The sequence below is a fragment of the Virgibacillus senegalensis genome, assembly GCF_000821245.2.
GTDB lineage: Bacteria > Bacillota > Bacilli > Bacillales > Amphibacillaceae > Sediminibacillus > Sediminibacillus senegalensis.
This window is the reverse complement of record NZ_LN611425.1, coordinates 580,612-599,245: the sequence shown is the minus strand read 5'-3', so window position 1 is coordinate 599,245 and position 18,634 is coordinate 580,612. Positions and strand designations below refer to the sequence as shown.

Genomic DNA, 18,634 nt, shown 5'->3' with positions numbered 1-18,634 from the left:
CTGTCAAGGAAATCTCCATAGGCGGGAAGGGGTGCTTCCTCGTTAACTTCCCTTCCGCTCACTTTTTTAAGAGCAACACCCCGGAATATTTCCAAATCATCTCTCTCAGGCTCAGAAAAAGCTGCTTCATCCATATAGGTTTGTAAAATGGCGAACAGATCACTTTTCAGCCGCCCCTCCAAGGCTTGCAGCTGGGTCAACGTTTCAAGCGGAAGTACCTCAAGCCTCGTAAACAAAAATGTCAGCAATTTAGCCGTAACCGCAGCATCTGACAATGCCCTGTGCGGATCATCATGTCGCAAGGATAAATACTCAGAAAGCTGTCCTAACTTAAATCCCGGGGCTTGGGGCAGTAATATCCTGGCAAGTTCGACAGTGTCCAGAACAGGCTGCTGTAAAGCGGTATGACCAGCCGTTTGTATTTCATAATTAAGAAAACCTAGATCGAAAGGGACATTATGGGCCACAACATAAGCCCCTTCAAAACAGCTAATCACTTCATCGACAATTTCAGAAAACGGAGGTGCGTCTTGAACATCTTCGTCCTTAATGCCAGTCAAATTGGTGATGAATGATGGAATTGGTACGCCAGGGTTCACCAGGCTGGAAAATTCCTTCACAACCGATCCGTTTTGAAGTACCACAATACCAATTTCAATTATTTTATCGCCTTTTGAAGGCGTATGTCCGGTTGTTTCCAAATCTACAACAGCAAAGGTTTGCATTGTTTCACCTCCATAACTTTCGGGTAGGTATGTGTCGGGATAAAGAAAACCCTTATCAAACACCACGTTGATAAGAGTTTAAAAACAAGGGATGACCCTTATGGTATTCATTTCATCGTTTTGTTTATAGTACTGTCAACGGCGGTTCTTCTTCTATAAGCTCAACTATTTGATTATTTTCATTCATTAGGGCGATTTTTGGTGAGTAATCCGCCAGTTCTGCTTCAGAAACAATCGCATATGCTACGATGATTACGACGTCATCTTTTTGCACTAGACGAGCTGCTGCACCATTGAGACATATTACTCCACTTCCAGGCTCTCCAGGGATAACGTATGTTTCCAGACGCTCACCATTATTGTTATTGACGATTTGCACTTTCTCATTCGGCAAAATGCCGACGCTTTGCATAACGTCTGAATCAATCGTTACACTGCCAACATAATTGAGGTTGGCTTCTGTCACCCGGGCACGATGAATTTTTGCTTTCATCATGGTATGGAACATATTTTTTCCTCCTATAAACGTTCAGAAATATGACCATTTTGGTCAAATATCACATTGTCGATCAACCTTGCTTTTTCAAACTGGACTGCTACTGCCAGAATTACCTGTCCAGTAACTAAATCAAAGGTGGTTAATTCCGGAAAAGTTAACATTTCCACGTAGTCTATTTTACCATGAGTATGTTTATTTATAAAATCTTCGACCTCTTTAACAACAGTATCAGGATTTTTCTCTCCGTCAATGACTAGCTGACGACCAAGTTGCAATGCTTGGTATATTTCCTTTGCTTCCAACCTTTCTTCCTTGGACAGGTAGACATTTCGGCTGCTTTTTGCCAGCCCGTCCTCTTCCCTGACAGTGGACACTGGTACAACTTCCAGGGGAAAATTCAAGTCTTTTACCAAGGCATCGACTACAGCAGCTTGTTGGGCATCCTTCAAACCAAAATAAACACGATGTGGCTGCACTAAATGAAACAACTTTGTCAGCACGGTAACGACGCCGTCAAAATGTCCATTCCGGGATCTTCCACACAAAACATCAACACGACAGGCGACCTTCATTTCGATTACCGGCTTATTCGGATACATTTCTTCCACATCAGGCAAAAATAAGATATCGACTTTGTGATCTTCGGCTAATTGTTTGTCCCGTTGCTCATCACGCGGATAGGTATCAAAGTCCTCCCCTTGTCCGAATTGCAAAGGATTTACGAAAATACTTACGACTAAGACGTCATTCGCTTTTCTGGCGTTCTCCATCAATGCCTGATGACCTTCATGCAGGTAACCCATCGTTGGGACAAAACCAATTTGTCTGCCGGATTGCCTTATTTGCTCCGTTCTTTCCTTCAGCAGGTTTACTGATTTAATGACTTCCATACTGGTCTTCCTCTCGTCTTTTATCCGGTAAAAACTTTTTGTCCATCGAGAAAGAATTTTCTTGCGCGGGAAATGTGCTCGCTTTGACCTCGTCTATGTATTGTTTGATCGAGGCTGTTATATCCTCGTTGCTATTCATGTACGTCTTGACGAACTTGGGCAGACGATCCACTCCATATTTAAGTACATCATGATAAACAAGTACTTGACCATCACAGAATGGACCAGCCCCTATCCCGATGGTCGGAATTTCCAACGATGCAGTTATCACTTGCGAAAGTTCTTTCGGGACACATTCCAGTACAACGGCTACAGCTCCGCTTTTTTCTACCGCTTTAGCGTCTTCCCATATTTTTTGTGCTGTTTGCTGATCTTTACCCTGAACCTTGTATCCGCCTAAAACGTGAACCGATTGCGGAGTCAATCCCAAGTGGGCGATAACTGGAACACCGGCCGCGGTCAGTTTTTCTATTAGGTACAGCGTCTCTGGATCAGCACCTTCCATTTTTAAAGCGTGCGCATTCGTTTCCTGAAAGATATTTTTTGCGTTTTTAAGCGAATCCTCCAGAGAGACATGGTACGACATAAAAGGCATGTCGACTACCAGGAAGGTAGCTTCAGCCCCTCGTGAAACGGCTTTTCCATGGTGAATCATGTCTTCGATGGTGACTTGAACTGTCGAAGAATAACCAAGCATTACCATTCCCAACGAATCACCGACAAGGAGCATATCGATGCCCGCCTGTTCGGCAAGCTTGGCAGATGGATAATCATAAGCCGTAAGCATGGTTATTTTTTCGTTATTCTCCTTCATGGTTCGCAAACGAGAAACAGTCAACATTATTATTTCCCCCTATTACCAATGGATTTCTGCGGAATATAGATTCTCTTCCAAACCATCTGGTCTGCGAACTCTCAAAGCACCATCGTCCGCAAGCCCTAGTATTTCTGCTTCGTACTTTTGCTTATTGGCAGCTACTTTGACCTTCTCCCCTATTTTATAACCAAAACTTTCCCATTTCTGTTTGATTGCTTCAAATCCATTATTCAAGTAGTGCTCATAATACTTTTCGAAAGTGGCTAGTATCTCTTGTACAATTGGCGCAATAACCCACGACTTGTTTGTCTCCTGCCTTAAGGAGGTCGCTGTCTGCTGGATTTCTTCCGGAAGTTGTTCTAGATACTGATTAACATTTATCCCGATTCCGAGAACAATGTATTGAATTTCATCTTGTTCTGCCTGCATTTCCGTTAATATTCCAGCTGTCTTCCGATGATTTAAAAAGATATCATTGGGCCATTTGATAGCAGGGGATAAATTAGTATGTGACTTAATGGTTTCTGCGAGTGCGACTGCTGTAAGTAACGTAATTTGCGGTGCGTGCTGCGGGACTACAGGCGGGCGAAGGATCATGCTCATCCATATGCCGTCTGTTTTTGCTGAATGCCATTTCCGTCCCATCCTGCCTTTTCCCGCGGTTTGTTCGTCGGCAATAACAACGGTTCCTTGACTAGCTCCTTCTTGGGCAAGCTGATGGCCAATGATTTGAGTGGAGTGGACAACCGGATAATGATACAAGTTTTTACCGGCCCACTTTGTCCGTAATCCCCACCTTATTGCACTCTCACTCAGTTTTTCCGGCCTTCCGCTGATCCGATATCCTTTTCTTGGTACGGCCTCAAGTTGATACCCTTCTTTCTCCAGTTCCTTCATATGCTTCCAAACCGCTGTCCGGGAAATACCGAGTTGTTCCGAAAGCTTCTGCCCGGAAAAAAACTCCTGATTTTTTCCTTCCAACAGTTCAATCAGTTGATTGCGGGTGGTATTCATGTTTCACCCACTCCTTCAAAACGTTATTTTGATTGGCAAGTTTACCGGTCACCACACGTTTTTCTAACTCTGACAACATTTGATTGATCCAGGGACCTTTTTGTCTATCAGGGAACAATGCAATGATATCCTCTCCTGTTACATCCAATTCTTTCCTACTTCGGATGGGGAGAGACTCAACTACCGAATTAACGTCCTTCCTGCTAATCGGCTCGACGTAGGTAGAATATAACGGTATGAAATTATCCAGCAGATGTTCTGGGAGCCGGTAAACGAGCCAAACATCCAGCTGATTCTTTTTACTATAAGCAATCGCTTCGTATAGATGTTCTGCATCTTTTTTAGTCCGATTGGACAGTTTCCAAGCCTTTGCCCAATCGGACAGCGTTACGCCCTCCCCCCAACAAACTAGCATACATAGCAGCTCAGACAACTGACCGAATGGCATGGTTATATTTCTTAAGGACTGCTGCAGCTGCTTGTTATCCTTGAACACAGGTAGATAATCAACCAGGTTTGTTTTCAGTAACAGTTCAATCCCCTTCGTTACGTAAGGTCCGGCAAATAATTTTTCCAGCTCAACGGTAATCCGCTCGGTTGAAATCTGCTTCATCATTTCCCCGCCTTTAGCCAAAGCAGTGTATGTATCATAATCAAGATCAAAATCCAGCTGACTGGCAAAGCGAAGCGCGCGCAGCATGCGAAGAGGGTCTTCATTAAACCGCTCCGATGGTAATCCGACAGTATGAATCATTTTTTGGTTGATGGCCTTTTTTCCTTGGTAAGGATCAATGATCTTCCCCTGTTTATCCATGGCAATCGCATTCATCGTAAAATCGCGTCGTGCAAGATCAGCTTCTAAATCGTCAACAAATTCCACTTGGTCTGGATGACGAAAATCAGAATATCCTTCTTCCACACGGAAGGTGGTAACTTCAAAAGATTCTCCCTCCCTGCGGACAATCACTGTGCCATGTTCGATTCCTACCGGGATTACCTTCTGAAAAATTTGTTGAACTTGGTCGGGCTTTGCTGATGTAGTGATATCGATGTCTCCAATTTTTCGTCCGATTAAAAAGTCACGCACGGCGCCGCCGACAAAATAAGCCTGGAACCCGCGGCGCTCTAATTCTTCCAATATTTTCATCCCGTTGAAAAATGGTTGAAACTGCATTATTGATCACCTGTCAGGACAGCTTCGTAAACTTGATCATAAGCTGTCAATATTTTTTCGGCACGGAACCGCTTGTGAACGGACTCCACAGCACTGCGTGAAAAAACTTCCCATCGTGCATTGTCTGTCAATAGCCGGACAGCACTTTCCACTACTTCCTCTATATCTCCCAACCTTGTAATATAACCGGTTTTCCCATGTTCGATCACTTCGGGAATGCCTCCGATATTTGTTCCGATACATGGCACGCCACAGGCCATCGCCTCCAAGAGCACCAGACCGAAACTTTCTTTTTCTGATAACAGCAACTTTAAATCGGCAATCGAAAATAAATCACTGACGTTGATCTGACGCCCCAGAAAAAGCACGCGCTTTTCAATCCCTAGCTTTTTTACCAATTGGCACATCGCGGAATATTCAGGTCCGTCGCCTACGAGCAAAAGTTTGGCAGGTACTTTTTTCTGGATAGAATGAAAGGCTGCTATCACATCCTCCACTCGTTTTACTTTCCGGAAATTAGAAACGTGAATGATGACTTTCTCTTCATCCTTAATTCCATACTCGCGTTTAAGATGTCGGTTGTCCCGGACATGATATTCCTGTTCATTAATGAAATTGTAGATGACTTCTATTTCTTTATCCACACCCAGCATTTCTTTTGTCTGGTCGACAAGACTATTGGATACAGCCGTTACCGCATCTGATTGATCAATACCGTGTTTGATCATCTTCGTCAAGCTGTTGTCGATCCCCAATACGGTAATGTCCGTCCCATGGAGGGTGGTGACGATTTTCACATCATGCTCTGCTATGTCTCTTGCCAATATGGCACAGATTGCATGTGGCATAGCATAGTGAACATGAAGAATATCAAGCTTTTCCTGATCAATTACTTCTGCCATCTTGTTTGCCAGTGCCAAATCGTATGGCGGGTATTGAAAAACAGGATAATGATTCAGTTCCACTTCGTGAAAATAAATGTTGGAATTGACCCCTTGCAAACGGAACGGCAAACTGGAAGTAATAAAGTGGATTTCATTTCCCTGCTTTGCAAGAAGTTTTCCCAATTCTGTCGCAATGACGCCTGACCCACCAACAGATGGGTAACAGGTAATACCGATTTTTTTCATGATTGACTTCCTTACTTTTTATTTTCCTTTTACGATTTCTCTCCACTGAAAGTCCCCGTGCTCCAAAGCCCGTACGACAATTTCAGCAGCACCCAGGTTGGTAGCCAAAGGAATTTGGTAAACATCACATAGCCTCATCAGGGCGCTGACATCTGGTTCATGCGGCTGGGCAGTAAGTGGATCACGGAAAAAGATGACAACATCCATATCATTTTGGGCAATCATTGCCCCGATTTGCTGGTCTCCGCCAAGCGGACCAGATTGAAAGCGATGAATATTCATATTGGTCGCTTCAGAAATTTTTGAACCGGTTGTACCTGTCGCATAAAGCTGATGTTTTTCCAAAATATGCGAGTAAGCGATCGTAAATTCAATCATATCTGATTTCTTTTTATCATGTGCTATAAGAGCTATGTTCACCTAAATCCCCTCATTCCAATAAATTTTCCAAACCGTAAACCAACACATCCAGCTTCCTGACATGATCAATTGCCAGCTTCACCCCTGACATGAACGATTCGCGATGGAACGAGTCATGTTTGATTGTCAGGTTTTGTCCTGATCCTCCGAAAACAACTTCCTGATGGGCAACAAGTCCCGGCAGCCTGACACTATGAATCTTCATTCCATCGATATCTGCGCCTCTAGCTCCTTGAATGGTTTCTTTTTCATCTTGATGGCCCTGATTTTTGCTTTCCCTAACTTCCTGGATCAATTGGGCTGTTTTAACCGCTGTTCCCGAAGGTGCATCCAACTTATTATCATGGTGCCGTTCGATGATTTCCACGTCAGGAAAGTACTTCGCTGCCCATTTGGAAAACTGCATCATCAATACAGCGCCGAGAGCGAAGTTAGGTGCGATAACAGCCCCTAATTGTTTTTCTTCTGCTAAGTTCGACAACTCTTCCAGCTGTAAATCCGAGAAGCCGGTAGTCCCGACTACAGGGCGAATTCCATACTCCAATGCCGTTTTTGTATGCTTATATCCGAACTCAGGTGTGGTCAAGTCCACCAGCACATCTGCTTCAACATTCTGAAAGCATTCTTCCATATCCTCGTAAATACGAGCATCAAATGCAGGCAGGCCGTCGATGTCTTTTACAAGCAAGCCGTCATTTTTTCGATCGAGACAAGCGGCAAGCTCCAAATCTTCTTGCTTGGCGATCATTCGCAGTGCCTCACTCCCCATTTTCCCGCGCGGTCCTGCCACNGATAATGATTCAGTTCCACTTCGTGAAAATAAATGTTGGAATTGACCCCTTGCAAACGGAACGGCAAACTGGAAGTAATAAAGTGGATTTCATTTCCCTGCTTTGCAAGAAGTTTTCCCAATTCTGTCGCAATGACGCCTGACCCACCAACAGATGGGTAACAGGTAATACCGATTTTTTTCATGATTGACTTCCTTACTTTTTATTTTCCTTTTACGATTTCTCTCCACTGAAAGTCCCCGTGCTCCAAAGCCCGTACGACAATTTCAGCAGCACCCAGGTTGGTAGCCAAAGGAATTTGGTAAACATCACATAGCCTCATCAGGGCGCTGACATCTGGTTCATGCGGCTGGGCAGTAAGTGGATCACGGAAAAAGATGACAACATCCATATCATTTTGGGCAATCATTGCCCCGATTTGCTGGTCTCCGCCAAGCGGACCAGATTGAAAGCGATGAATATTCATATTGGTCGCTTCAGAAATTTTTGAACCGGTTGTACCTGTCGCATAAAGCTGATGTTTTTCCAAAATATGCGAGTAAGCGATCGTAAATTCAATCATATCTGATTTCTTTTTATCATGTGCTATAAGAGCTATGTTCACCTAAATCCCCTCATTCCAATAAATTTTCCAAACCGTAAACCAACACATCCAGCTTCCTGACATGATCAATTGCCAGCTTCACCCCTGACATGAACGATTCGCGATGGAACGAGTCATGTTTGATTGTCAGGTTTTGTCCTGATCCTCCGAAAACAACTTCCTGATGGGCAACAAGTCCCGGCAGCCTGACACTATGAATCTTCATTCCATCGATATCTGCGCCTCTAGCTCCTTGAATGGTTTCTTTTTCATCTTGATGGCCCTGATTTTTGCTTTCCCTAACTTCCTGGATCAATTGGGCTGTTTTAACCGCTGTTCCCGAAGGTGCATCCAACTTATTATCATGGTGCCGTTCGATGATTTCCACGTCAGGAAAGTACTTCGCTGCCCATTTGGAAAACTGCATCATCAATACAGCGCCGAGAGCGAAGTTAGGTGCGATAACAGCCCCTAATTGTTTTTCTTCTGCTAAGTTCGACAACTCTTCCAGCTGTAAATCCGAGAAGCCGGTAGTCCCGACTACAGGGCGAATTCCATACTCCAATGCCGTTTTTGTATGCTTATATCCGAACTCAGGTGTGGTCAAGTCCACCAGCACATCTGCTTCAACATTCTGAAAGCATTCTTCCATATCCTCGTAAATACGAGCATCAAATGCAGGCAGGCCGTCGATGTCTTTTACAAGCAAGCCGTCATTTTTTCGATCGAGACAAGCGGCAAGCTCCAAATCTTCTTGCTTGGCGATCATTCGCAGTGCCTCACTCCCCATTTTCCCGCGCGGTCCTGCCACAATTACTCTCGTTTTAGTCATGATTGTTCCCCTCTCTGTCTTTTCTTGTCCAACGATTTTTATCTCTTGTCTCTATTTTGCTCATCGATCGTTCAAATGCTTCGGAAAGATCAATATCTAATGAATTGGCAAAACAAATAGCTACAAATAACAAGTCACCTAATTCATCTTCTACCGTTTTTTCCTGTTCGGAAGCTTTTTTCGGCTTCTCTCCATAATAATGATTTACTTCCCGGGCCAATTCGCCAGCTTCTTCCGTCAATCGAGCCATAAGGCTAAGCGGTGAAAAGTAACCTTCTTTGAATTGTTCTATGTATGCATCCACTCTTTTTTGCATCTCAGCGGTCGTATATCCTTTTTCGCTATCCATCTCATATACTCCTTTTTCCTGCAAGCTTATGCGGAGGAAAGCTTGGCTATTGTAAATTCAATCAATTATCATGTTAGCTAAAAGAAGGGCTTTTGACAAATTTTAAAATTGGAACGATATCAATTGTTAGGCAAACGGGGATTGTCTATAATGGTTAAGGTAACTCTAATAAAAGAGGTGATGGAATGAGTTTCTTTGGAATCAAATTAAAAAATACCTTATTTATCTTGTTCGGGTCTGCTGTGTTTGCATTCGGCATCGTCCATTTCAATATGCAAAATGAGCTTGGGGAAGGTGGCTTTACCGGGATAACCCTGCTTTTTTATTTCTTGTGGGGATGGGACCCAGCCATTATGAACATCGTCTTGAATATACCGGCATTCATTGTTGGGTGGCGCTTTTTAAGTCGCAATACTTTTATTTATACGATTATCGGAACATTATCTGTATCTTTATTTCTAAGTATTTTTCAAGCCCACCAGTTTTATCTTCATTTAGAATCAGACATGACCCTTGTTGCCCTTTTTGCAGGCGTCTCTATCGGAATCGGTCTTGGCATCATTTTTCGATATGGCGGGACGACAGGCGGTGTCGATATCATCGCAAGAATTGTGTACAAATATGCCGGCTGGAGCATGGGGAAGACGATGTTTTTATTTGACGCCATCGTCATCTCCACTTCCATCATCACCTATTTGGAGCTGGTCGAAGGAATGTACACGCTCGTAGCCGTTTATGTGGCCGCAAGGGTAATAGACTTTATTCAGGAAGGCGCCTATGCCGCTAGAGGAGCAACTATTATCTCCAACCGCAGTCACGAAGTGTCCGAAGAGATCATGAAAAAGATGGACAGAGGTGTGACAGTTCTGCAAGGGAAAGGGAGATATACAGGGGAAAATCGTGAAGTGCTGTATTGCGTGGTCGGCAGAAACGAGATTGTCCGTCTGCAAAATATCATTAACAGTGTAGACCCCCATGCTTTTGTGGCCGTTACTTCTGTACACGATGTGCTTGGAGAAGGATTTACCCTGGACGAAAATAAACAACCCTTGCAGGATTAAGCCAGCAGTCCAGTAAAAAAGCAGGCGCATTGCGCGCCTGCTTTTCGTTTTTGCCATCAGGCAAAATTTTTATTTAATCGTCATTGGAAACGACAAACATCATAATAAACCGAATTAATTCAGCTACAGCTACCATAGCTGCGGCTACATAAGTCAATGCAGCAGCATTCAATACTTTTTTCGTTTGACGTTCTTCATTATTACGGATGATTCCACTAGAAACCAGTTGTCCCATCGCACGATTAGAAGCATTGTATTCAACAGGAAGAGTTACCACTTGAAACAAGACAGCAAATGACATAAACACAATCCCGATTAAAACAAGGTTCATCATTGACATTAAAGCACCGGCAATAATCAGGATGAAAGACAAATTGGAACCTAGGTTTGCTAACGGAAACAATGCATGGCGAAAACGCAGAAAAGCATAGGATTCTGCATCCTGGATAGCGTGACCGACTTCATGTGCGGCTATCGCAGAAGCAGCCATTGAGTGGCCATGGTAATTGTCTGAAGATAGTCGGACAACCTTTTTTCTAGGATCATAGTGATCAGAAAGAGTTCCACGAGTTTCTTCAATTTGGACATCGAAAAGACCGTTATCATCTAAAATTTTCCTGGCAACCTGTGCCCCGGTCATATAAGACGAAGTTGCAACTTGAGAATATTTTTTATAGGTGTTTTTTACTTTTGATTGTGCCCATAGCGGGATAATCATCAATAACGCAATATAAATTAAGTAGCCGCCTAGCGAAGCGAACATGCTCATTCCTCCATTGTTGAAAAATCAGTAGTTTCTTTAAGGTCAATTTTAGTCAAAAATGAGCGGATAGTCAACTATTTTCACTTTTGTTCTCCCGACTTTCTCTTTCTCCTTTATACTTTTTCCATGCGACATACGAAAGCGTGATGATGATAAATCCACCAACAGCGGCCACCATAAAAATCAGCGTTAAATTCTTTTTCAGGGTTTCCTCTTCCCCTATTTCTATTTGCTGTAATTTCCCCGAAGCCGTGATAAGCTGCTCTTTCCAGCTTGGACTGTCTGCTGAAGCAAGCAAATAATGGATGGCGGCGCTCGTTTCAAAATAAGCCTCTTCTTCACCAACCAGCTTGAGTGCTGGTTCCACTATATTCCAACGGATAGCAAGTCGATTTATATCTTCTTTGGCAGGTGGATTCTCGCGGTTTGCCAGGATATCAAGTTCTTTTTGTATTTCCTTCTTCCAAGTAAGCCATAAGGGTTCGTCGCCCTTCCGTAAAGCATCATAGACAAGCAGCAATGACATGGCATGGCTGTATTTTTGAGACTTTTCTTCACTCGGGGTCGCGACAGTTTGCAGATTCCGTTCCAATACATCTTCTACCATGTCCATGTTTTCAGTCCGACCTGCAGCATATTCTACAAATTCCCTGGAGTGTTGGTTCAAAAGGTTTTCAGCCTCTGTATATCTTTCCTCTTGTATGTAACGGACATACTGGTAGATGGAGGAATGTACATCCTGGTGGTGGGCATAGACCGAAAAGAATGGAAAAAAAGCCCCCAAAGCTAGCAAAAAAACGAGAAATAATAGCAAATACCTTGTCCTATTCATCGAGATCCCCTCTCTAACCTTTTCCTTTTTCAATGTATGAGAAGGAGGACAAGTTTAGACCAGCTGGATTGATTTTTAACTTTATTTACATATAAATAAGATCAATACTACTGCAGGCATTACTAGTAATTTCCACGTATCCCCAGTAAAGGCTGGTTGGACCGGGTGGTTCTCCTATAACATTTCCATGAGCGATGTATCCTTATTTGACAAACTTAAGTACATTTGCTGCCTTAAAGGCGATAAAGCACAGGAAAAGGAACGATTTACTAACTCAAATTAAGCCTCCTTCTTTGTTTATAAACGGTAAGATAGTAAGCAATGGCAATGGAAACGATGCTCAACCAGAAAGTAAAGTACCCGATTTCATTCATGTAATCCGTTAACGACGAATAGACTGGCATCATCTCAAATACGTAATCAATAATATCGTTATGTAAAGTCCATACAGCTGCCACTATGATATGGCGAAGTCTGATTTTATAGAAAGGTGCATATAATAATCCTTGAATAGCCATCGCACCATGGGAAGCCATAAGCATATACCCCTGCCAGGCAAGTTCCCCCGTCATATATAAGGTTAGCAAGTTCATCACTACTGCCCACACCCCGTACTTAAATAAGGTTATGATGGCCAATGCTTCTATATACGGCACTTGCTTTCCCACCAGGAAGAAAATTAAAAATAAACAAAAGAACAAACTTGCTGTGGGGCTATCCGGTACAAATGGCAGAAAAATCGATGGTGTTACAGCCAATTGACCGCGATACCAATAATAACCATAAATTGTTCCTAAAACGTTAACAACCAGCAATACCCAGAGAAATTGTTTATTGGTTAACCAATATTTATACATTTCTTCGTTCCCTTCTGTTTATTAAACAAGTTAAAGTAGTTCTGATAGAAAAAACCCCCGCCTGAAAATGTGCGAGGGTTTTGTTCATGCAATTATTCTCCACTTTCATTGACTTCGACAATAAATTCAGCCAACTGTTGTAATTCTTCATCTGTACCTTCGAATTGTCCAGGAGGCATATCTCCGATACCGTTTTGTGCAATATCTTTGATCTCGTCTACTGAATGGTCAATACCAGTCAGTGGAGGAGCTGCTGCTCCGCCTTCCAAGCTTTCGCCATGGCATTGTATACAGCTATTGTTTTGGTATACCTCGTAGCCTGGATGGTCTTCATCGATTTCGACTTCAACTGGCAGTTCAGGCGTGTTTTCCTCAGCTCTTTGTTCCCAATCCACATGTTCCGCGGCTTCATATGTAAGCCAGAAGACACTTGCCATGCCAAGCAACATTAGCGATACAGAAATTGGGCGCTGAGACACTTTTCTGCCGGGCTTTTTGTCCAAAAACGGGGCAAGCAAAAGTCCGCCAAAGGCCAGACCAGGTGCTACAATCGCTCCTATGACAAAATACGGGCCACTGGCAAATTCATACTTTAAGAATTGGTATAAAAATAAGAAATACCAGTCTGGCAATGGTATATATCCTGCAGTAGTCGGATCGGCAATTCCCTCAAGAGGTGCCGGGTGGGCGGCAGTCAAACATAAAAATCCAACTAGAAACACCGCACCAACCAACCATTCTTTTAATAGGAAGTTCGGCCAAAATGCTTCTGTTCTCCCTGGATACTCTGAATAGTCTTTTGGTATGTTAGGTTTGCGTTCGGCAGTGATTCGAGAATCACCAACAAACTTCATCCCTTTTCCTTTATGCACAGCTTTCCCTCCTTTTTACGATGTCATCGTTCTTATAGTGGTCCGGAAATACCTTGCTTTCTAATCAAGATAAAATGGACAGCCATTAGGGCAAATAATGCAGCAGGCAGGAAAAATACATGAATGGCAAAGAAACGGGTCAATGTTTGTGCTCCGACAATATTTGGGTCTCCTGCCAGTAATGTCTTGGTAGCTTCACCGATAAATGGCACTTTTTCGGCAATTTCCAACGTTACCTGTGTTGCGAAATAAGCCTTGTTATCCCATGGGAGCAGATAGCCTGTTAAACCAAGTCCGAGCATGATAAAGAACAACAGTACTCCGACCATCCAGTTTAATTCACGCGGCTTCTTGTATGCTCCCTGGAAAAATACGCGTAATGTATGTAGGAACAACATAACGATAACTACACTGGCACCCCAGTGATGCATTCCTCTGACGATTTGTCCATGGGCGACTTCTGTCTGAAGATAATAAACAGATCTCCACGCGTTTTCAATATCTGGTACATAATACATCGTTAAAAACATACCTGATAAAATTTGGATAACCGTCACAAAAAATGTCAATCCGCCAAAACAATATACAAACGCCGAAAAGTGATGTGCTGGATTGACGTGTTCCGGCACCTCATGGTCGGCAATATCCCGCCATAAAGGCGTAATATCAACGCGCTCGTCTACCCAGTCATAAAGTTTTTGCAGCATAGATTACGCCTCCCCTCTCGGTTTTGTAGGTCCAAGCAATAAGGTCCCATCTTCAATTTTATATTCGTAGTAATCCAAGCCTTCCGAAGGCGGTGTATTTGGAACATTCTCACCGCTCTTGTAATACCGGCCATCGTGGCACGGGCAATAGAACTGATCTGGATAATCATCATTTCCAGCCCATGTAACCATACAGCCAAGGTGCTTACAAATCGGAGACAGTGCCACAATATCACCGTTTTCATCCTTGTAGACCCAAGCAGTTTTTGTCACCGTTGACTCGTACCAAGCATCGACCTGATCAATCTCCCAATCAATCCGGGTAGGTTCTTCGGTAATGTTTTCTACATCTTCAACAGCTTTAAAATCGCCAGTTGTAGTTGCTTTCAATGCAGGATCGATAGCAAAACGAACCATCGGCGCAAGCATTCCGGCAGCCATAAACCCGCCTACACCTGTAAGTGTATAATTCAAAAACTGGCGACGGGACACTTGTTGTCTCTTTTCACTCATGGTTTACCCCCCTCTATGCTAAAATCCAACACATGATAATCATTAGTTTACTAGGACATATCCATGATAGCGCAATCTGTTTGTCCGGTCAATAAATTATAGGCAGGCTGCCCAAGATTATCCACCAAGCGCTGAATGGCTTGATGAGAATCTCTCTACCTTCTCACCAGAACTGAGCCCGAATACTAACTCCCAGTGACTTTTCAACTTCCCTTCCCTCCGTACGATAAGTCAACATCGTTTGCTTTCGCTCACGTGTTTCCTTTATCTCCTACGGGGCGGTCCAGTTGATTCGTCACTTTTCGGTCGTTTCCGCTTTTGATTCGGCCAGCTTCAACTCCCAGTGACTTTTCAACTTCCCTTCCCTCCGTACGATAAGTCAACATCGTTTGCTTTCGCTCACGTGTTTCCTTTATCTCCTGCGGGGCGTCCAGTTGATTCGTCACTTTTCGGTCGTTTCCGCTTTTGACACTACCAATAGGTTTTGATTAGGTCGGTTAGTTGATTGATTTGATTTTTGAGAATTGTTTGTGTTTCTTTGGATTGGATGTCCTCTGACTGGATGGCCGGAAGCCATAACAAATTACCATTTAAGTTTCGCTCTTGTTTCTTCCAATGTGGATCAAAGCTAAAATAGAATATGTGCCTAAACGGGCGTTCACTGGCCTTTTCCGTCCAGTCATTAAGTCTGGATACTTCCTCACTTAAATCTTGCGAAGCCATGTAGTGATAGGATGGCATTAAAAAAATCCTGCCTTTAAATTCCTTTTCCATTTCTTTAACAAAAATAGTAGCTGTTTCTAACTGGGCAGCACTCTTTTTCATTTCCTGCTGATTTGTAAACGTTACAGGCATCAAAGGAACGAGTAACGTATCAATGTACTCTTCTGCTGTAAAATACTGTCCCACATCTTGTTTGTTCCATTGCATCGGCTGTCACCTTTCCTATTCTTTGTCACTTTAATAAAATTATCATAAAAAAGAACGAATTTCATCTTAAAAAAGTGAAATTCGCTCTTTATATCCAATTCTTACTCTAATCGAGAGAATCTTTGTTCCAGTTCCTTCAGTTCCTTAATCAACCTGCTAAACGTCCTTTGATCTCGATTGTCCAATGCTAAGTCTATTTGGGATTGTAATCTCTGTTTCTGATTATCATAAATGGACTTATCCAGCAAATTCCTCGCCGCGAGCCGGTCTTTTTTCGTAATAAAATAGTCATCTGGGAGATAGGGATTGTCTTCCAAAACCGCAACATAGGATGCAGATTGGTTCGCATTTTTAAAATTGAGTTGGATGTAGACAGGGTCTTTTCGGTTCAGCCTGATATCATGAAAAGATTTTTCTGCATCTGTCGTGACAATATGATTTTTATAAAAACGAAAGGGAGCTTCCTCAGAGCAGAAGGTAGAGATGACAATCCCCCGTGGACAATACCTTGCCTCCCTGATAAAATGGACTCTCTCTAATAGGTTTTCATGATTGATTAAATAATTTAATATCCATACGCTTTCTCGTCTTTTCAACTGATAGTTACGTAAAAACCAGCGGATAAACTCTTTTTTATCCTTTATAGAAATAGGCGTGTTCAACGCAAGTGCTCCCTCCTTCTTAAAGAGAGTTAAAATTCCTCCGTATCGTTCAAACGGCTGAGATATTCCTCGATTTCTGTATCACTTGGCTCCAATTGAAGATACTTGGCAAACACTTCTTTGGCTTCCTGCGTCCTCCCTTCTTCCACAAGAAAATATCCGTATTCTTTGAGGAAATCTGAGTCTTCTGTAAAGCTATTATATGCGGTTTGATATTGAATTAATGCATCTTGATAGGATTCTGTCTCCTGATAAGCCCTTGCAAGTTCCCAGTTGTAATTGGCATCCTCTTCCCCATTATCGATCAGCCCAGTCAACAGCTCAACGATCGCTTCGTAATCTCCGCCTTCTTTATATGTTTCGATTAAAAACAAAACTGCTTCTTTGAACCCTGGATCCATAGCTACTGCTTCTTCGACAAGTTTATATCCTTCTACCTGATGTCCCAACTTATGTGCAAGCACTCCTGCCAGATGGTAAAGCTCTTTATTGAATTCATCTGCTTGCAACCCTTTCTTGGCAGTTTCATAAGCCTCTTCAAGCATTCCCTCGTCCTCATAAGTTTGAGCTAAATACAAATAGACAGACTGGTAATAAGGGTCGCTTTTTATCAATTGCTCCCAAACCTTTATCGCAATATCAGGCCGTTCAGCCCTATATGCAGTGAATCCATATTTAAATAAATTGTCGGGATTTTCGCTTTCCATTCCTTGATAATAATCGATTGCTTTTTCAAATTCTCCGGTTGCTGCATAAGCCTCTGCAAGTCTGGCAGCAATTTCGATATCACCAAGGATCGGCTGCACCTCCGCCACTTTCTCATAATAGGGAATCGATTTTTGATATTCTCCGGTAGAAAAAGCCAACTCCCCCAGCGCAAAATCGATTACCGGCTCAGAAGGGTCAAAGTTTTTGGCTTCCAGCAATTTTTGTTCAGACACCTCATACAGACCTTGCGCTTGGTATAAGTCCGCCAGTTGCACAAGTGATTCCATGTATTCCTCGTCCTCCGGAGAAAATCTGTTCAACACGTCTATTGCTTCCTCATCTTCGTCCAGATCGGTGTGGATTTCAGCCAGCAGGATTTTCAGTTCGGCTTCATTGGGATACTGATCGGATAGTGCCTGAAAAATATATTTTGCTTCCTCCAGCATCCCCCATTGCATATAAAGTTCACCAATTGTATATTTTTCCTCTTCATTTGCAAGGGGAAGGTATGTTTCCAGTCTTTCGATCGCTTCTTCTGTTTTATTTTGTTCCATCAGTTTTATTGCTTCATGAATTTCTTGCAACCTAGGACATCCTTTCTCAATACTGCCCACCCATTTATACAAAATGCCCCGGAATGGAAACATGGTTATATACGCCATTCCCTTCCAGACATTTAACTACGTGGTTTACTTTGATTACTTTTCCTTTGGCCACTGTAACCTCAGGAATAGCTTTATGATATCTGAAATTGGACGGTTCATCAATGGATTGGATTTCTTTCAGAAGGAATAGATTATAATCTGCGCTGGCATGGGGTAATATTTCGCCTTTATATGGGGAAATTCCTGTCTTTCTTAACAGTTTTTTAGGTAAAGGAAGCGCTAGATCTTTCTGCTCCACAACCGTAATATCGAGTTTTGGATCTATACCATTCCAATGAACGGAAAGCTGCCGGCTATTACGGTTGGTGGTAGAAAGAAGAAAGAGCGGTATTTTGGTAAGGCTTTGGGCTTGCTGGATCCATTCCCATTTCACTGCATCCCATTCCAAGCCGACATGCGGAACGGCTAATATAAAAGGCACTTTCTGCCTTCCAAAAAAACGCACCATATCTGGGCGTAACTGGGACAAAGGTACCCTTGGGACAATCATGTAATCAATCGGAAAATCAGCCAACTGATCCTGGAATGAAAAAAACCTTCTTTTATAATCACTATGACTGTAAATTTGCAATTGACAAAGCAGCAGTGTACATCCTCGATAAATAAACTTTTTTATTGTCATTTCCGGTGATGCTTGTTGATAAACAGGTTCTTCTATATCCAAGTAGACTTTTCCAGGACCAACCCAAAATTGCTTCGTTTCCATTTCTTTGGCTGCACCCTTGTCGATAAGCCGGCGGGTGAATTTTCCGTTTTCCACTATCAAACTCTTCGACTTCCATCCATCTTCGTCAAAAACACGTTCGTTAAAAAAATAATAAACCCCCATGCATGTATGCC

General features: G+C 42.8%; 24 protein-coding genes and 1 pseudogene. 1 reads left to right on the top strand and 24 read right to left on the bottom strand.

The window, feature by feature from the left end:
- The 13 genes and pseudogenes from BN1067_RS13810 to BN1067_RS13750 all read right to left on the bottom strand — a co-directional run.
- Nucleotides 1–725 (bottom strand): exonuclease domain-containing protein (locus tag BN1067_RS13810; protein WP_267893612.1); only part of this gene is annotated, 725 nt, incomplete at its 3' end.
- Between the two features lie 124 nt (nucleotides 726–849).
- Complete coding sequence (gene panD / locus BN1067_RS13805; RefSeq protein WP_053219426.1) at nucleotides 850–1,233, bottom strand: aspartate 1-decarboxylase; 384 nt, start codon at nucleotides 1,231–1,233, stop codon at nucleotides 850–852.
- Between the two features lie 11 nt (nucleotides 1,234–1,244).
- Nucleotides 1,245–2,114 carry a pantoate--beta-alanine ligase gene (gene panC, locus BN1067_RS13800; protein WP_053219425.1) on the bottom strand — a complete coding sequence of 290 codons (870 nt, stop codon included), beginning with the start codon at nucleotides 2,112–2,114 and terminating at the stop codon, nucleotides 1,245–1,247.
- The gene (gene panB, locus BN1067_RS13795) at nucleotides 2,101–2,955 is read right to left on the bottom strand and encodes a 3-methyl-2-oxobutanoate hydroxymethyltransferase (protein WP_053219424.1); all 855 of its coding nucleotides are present in this window, start codon (nucleotides 2,953–2,955) and stop codon (nucleotides 2,101–2,103) included. The genes panC and panB overlap by 14 nt, the downstream gene beginning before the upstream one ends.
- A 15-nt stretch (nucleotides 2,956–2,970) precedes the next feature.
- Nucleotides 2,971–3,945, bottom strand: coding sequence for a biotin--[acetyl-CoA-carboxylase] ligase (locus BN1067_RS13790; protein ID WP_053219423.1), 975 nt, complete (start codon nucleotides 3,943–3,945; stop codon nucleotides 2,971–2,973).
- A complete protein-coding gene (locus BN1067_RS13785) occupies nucleotides 3,917–5,119 on the bottom strand; it encodes a CCA tRNA nucleotidyltransferase (protein WP_053219422.1) in 1,203 nt (400 codons plus the stop codon). The genes BN1067_RS13790 and BN1067_RS13785 overlap by 29 nt, the downstream gene beginning before the upstream one ends.
- A complete protein-coding gene (bshA, locus tag BN1067_RS13780; protein WP_053219421.1) occupies nucleotides 5,119–6,249 on the bottom strand; it encodes an N-acetyl-alpha-D-glucosaminyl L-malate synthase BshA in 1,131 nt (376 codons plus the stop codon). Before bshA ends, BN1067_RS13785 begins: the two co-directional genes overlap by 1 nt.
- Nucleotides 6,250–6,267: 18 nt before the next feature.
- The gene (mgsA, locus tag BN1067_RS13775; protein WP_053219418.1) at nucleotides 6,268–6,669 is read right to left on the bottom strand and encodes a methylglyoxal synthase; all 402 of its coding nucleotides are present in this window, start codon (nucleotides 6,667–6,669) and stop codon (nucleotides 6,268–6,270) included.
- Between the two features lie 10 nt (nucleotides 6,670–6,679).
- On the bottom strand, nucleotides 6,680–7,417 hold the full coding sequence (gene dapB, locus BN1067_RS13770) for a 4-hydroxy-tetrahydrodipicolinate reductase (protein WP_234400699.1): 738 nt from the start codon (nucleotides 7,415–7,417) through the stop codon (nucleotides 6,680–6,682).
- 44 nt (nucleotides 7,418–7,461) lie between these two features.
- Nucleotides 7,462–7,644: pseudogene (locus BN1067_RS13765) on the bottom strand (N-acetyl-alpha-D-glucosaminyl L-malate synthase BshA); the annotation flags it as partial.
- An 18-nt stretch (nucleotides 7,645–7,662) separates the two neighbouring features.
- The gene (gene mgsA / locus BN1067_RS13760; protein WP_053219418.1) at nucleotides 7,663–8,064 is read right to left on the bottom strand and encodes a methylglyoxal synthase; all 402 of its coding nucleotides are present in this window, start codon (nucleotides 8,062–8,064) and stop codon (nucleotides 7,663–7,665) included.
- Nucleotides 8,065–8,074: 10 nt separating this feature from the next.
- Nucleotides 8,075–8,875 (bottom strand): 4-hydroxy-tetrahydrodipicolinate reductase, encoded by an 801-nt coding sequence (gene dapB, locus BN1067_RS13755; RefSeq protein WP_053219417.1) that lies wholly within the window; start codon nucleotides 8,873–8,875, stop codon nucleotides 8,075–8,077.
- Entirely contained in the window at nucleotides 8,868–9,224 is a 357-nt protein-coding gene (locus tag BN1067_RS13750; RefSeq protein WP_053219416.1) for a nucleotide pyrophosphohydrolase, read from the bottom strand. Before BN1067_RS13750 ends, dapB (BN1067_RS13755) begins: the two co-directional genes overlap by 8 nt.
- Nucleotides 9,225–9,409: 185 nt before the next feature.
- Here BN1067_RS13750 and BN1067_RS13745 point away from each other — a divergent pair, with 185 nt between their 5' ends.
- Entirely contained in the window at nucleotides 9,410–10,285 is an 876-nt protein-coding gene (locus BN1067_RS13745) for a YitT family protein (protein ID WP_053219415.1), read from the top strand.
- Nucleotides 10,286–10,358: 73 nt separating this feature from the next.
- Here BN1067_RS13745 and BN1067_RS13740 read toward each other — a convergent pair whose 3' ends face one another.
- From BN1067_RS13740 to BN1067_RS13690, 11 genes are all read right to left on the bottom strand, one after another.
- The gene (locus BN1067_RS13740) at nucleotides 10,359–11,048 is read right to left on the bottom strand and encodes a zinc metallopeptidase (RefSeq protein WP_053219414.1); all 690 of its coding nucleotides are present in this window, start codon (nucleotides 11,046–11,048) and stop codon (nucleotides 10,359–10,361) included.
- Between the two features lie 70 nt (nucleotides 11,049–11,118).
- Nucleotides 11,119–11,880 (bottom strand): sporulation protein YpjB, encoded by a 762-nt coding sequence (locus BN1067_RS13735; RefSeq protein ID WP_053219413.1) that lies wholly within the window; start codon nucleotides 11,878–11,880, stop codon nucleotides 11,119–11,121.
- Between the two features lie 269 nt (nucleotides 11,881–12,149).
- Entirely contained in the window at nucleotides 12,150–12,737 is a 588-nt protein-coding gene (gene lhaT, locus BN1067_RS13730; RefSeq protein WP_053219412.1) for a lipoprotein heptaprenylglyceryl N-acetyltransferase LhaT, read from the bottom strand.
- 92 nt (nucleotides 12,738–12,829) lie between these two features.
- Entirely contained in the window at nucleotides 12,830–13,609 is a 780-nt protein-coding gene (locus BN1067_RS13725; RefSeq protein WP_053219411.1) for a menaquinol-cytochrome c reductase cytochrome b/c subunit, read from the bottom strand.
- Between the two features lie 32 nt (nucleotides 13,610–13,641).
- Complete coding sequence (qcrB, locus tag BN1067_RS13720) at nucleotides 13,642–14,316, bottom strand: menaquinol-cytochrome c reductase cytochrome b subunit (protein WP_026570134.1); 675 nt, start codon at nucleotides 14,314–14,316, stop codon at nucleotides 13,642–13,644.
- A 3-nt stretch (nucleotides 14,317–14,319) separates the two neighbouring features.
- Nucleotides 14,320–14,829 (bottom strand): QcrA and Rieske domain-containing protein, encoded by a 510-nt coding sequence (locus BN1067_RS13715; protein ID WP_053219410.1) that lies wholly within the window; start codon nucleotides 14,827–14,829, stop codon nucleotides 14,320–14,322.
- Nucleotides 14,830–15,080: 251 nt separating this feature from the next.
- Nucleotides 15,081–15,275, bottom strand: a complete 195-nt coding sequence (locus BN1067_RS13710) for a hypothetical protein (protein WP_053219409.1) — start codon at nucleotides 15,273–15,275, stop codon at nucleotides 15,081–15,083.
- A 25-nt stretch (nucleotides 15,276–15,300) separates the two neighbouring features.
- The gene (locus tag BN1067_RS13705) at nucleotides 15,301–15,759 is read right to left on the bottom strand and encodes a YpiF family protein (RefSeq protein ID WP_053219408.1); all 459 of its coding nucleotides are present in this window, start codon (nucleotides 15,757–15,759) and stop codon (nucleotides 15,301–15,303) included.
- A gap of 101 nt (nucleotides 15,760–15,860) precedes the next feature.
- Nucleotides 15,861–16,421, bottom strand: coding sequence for a ReoY family proteolytic degradation factor (locus BN1067_RS13700; RefSeq protein WP_053219407.1), 561 nt, complete (start codon nucleotides 16,419–16,421; stop codon nucleotides 15,861–15,863).
- A 29-nt stretch (nucleotides 16,422–16,450) separates the two neighbouring features.
- Nucleotides 16,451–17,713, bottom strand: a complete 1,263-nt coding sequence (locus BN1067_RS13695) for a tetratricopeptide repeat protein (RefSeq protein ID WP_053219406.1) — start codon at nucleotides 17,711–17,713, stop codon at nucleotides 16,451–16,453.
- A gap of 34 nt (nucleotides 17,714–17,747) precedes the next feature.
- A complete protein-coding gene (locus tag BN1067_RS13690) occupies nucleotides 17,748–18,623 on the bottom strand; it encodes a hypothetical protein (RefSeq protein ID WP_053219405.1) in 876 nt (291 codons plus the stop codon).
- Between the last annotated feature and the right edge of the window lie 11 nt (nucleotides 18,624–18,634).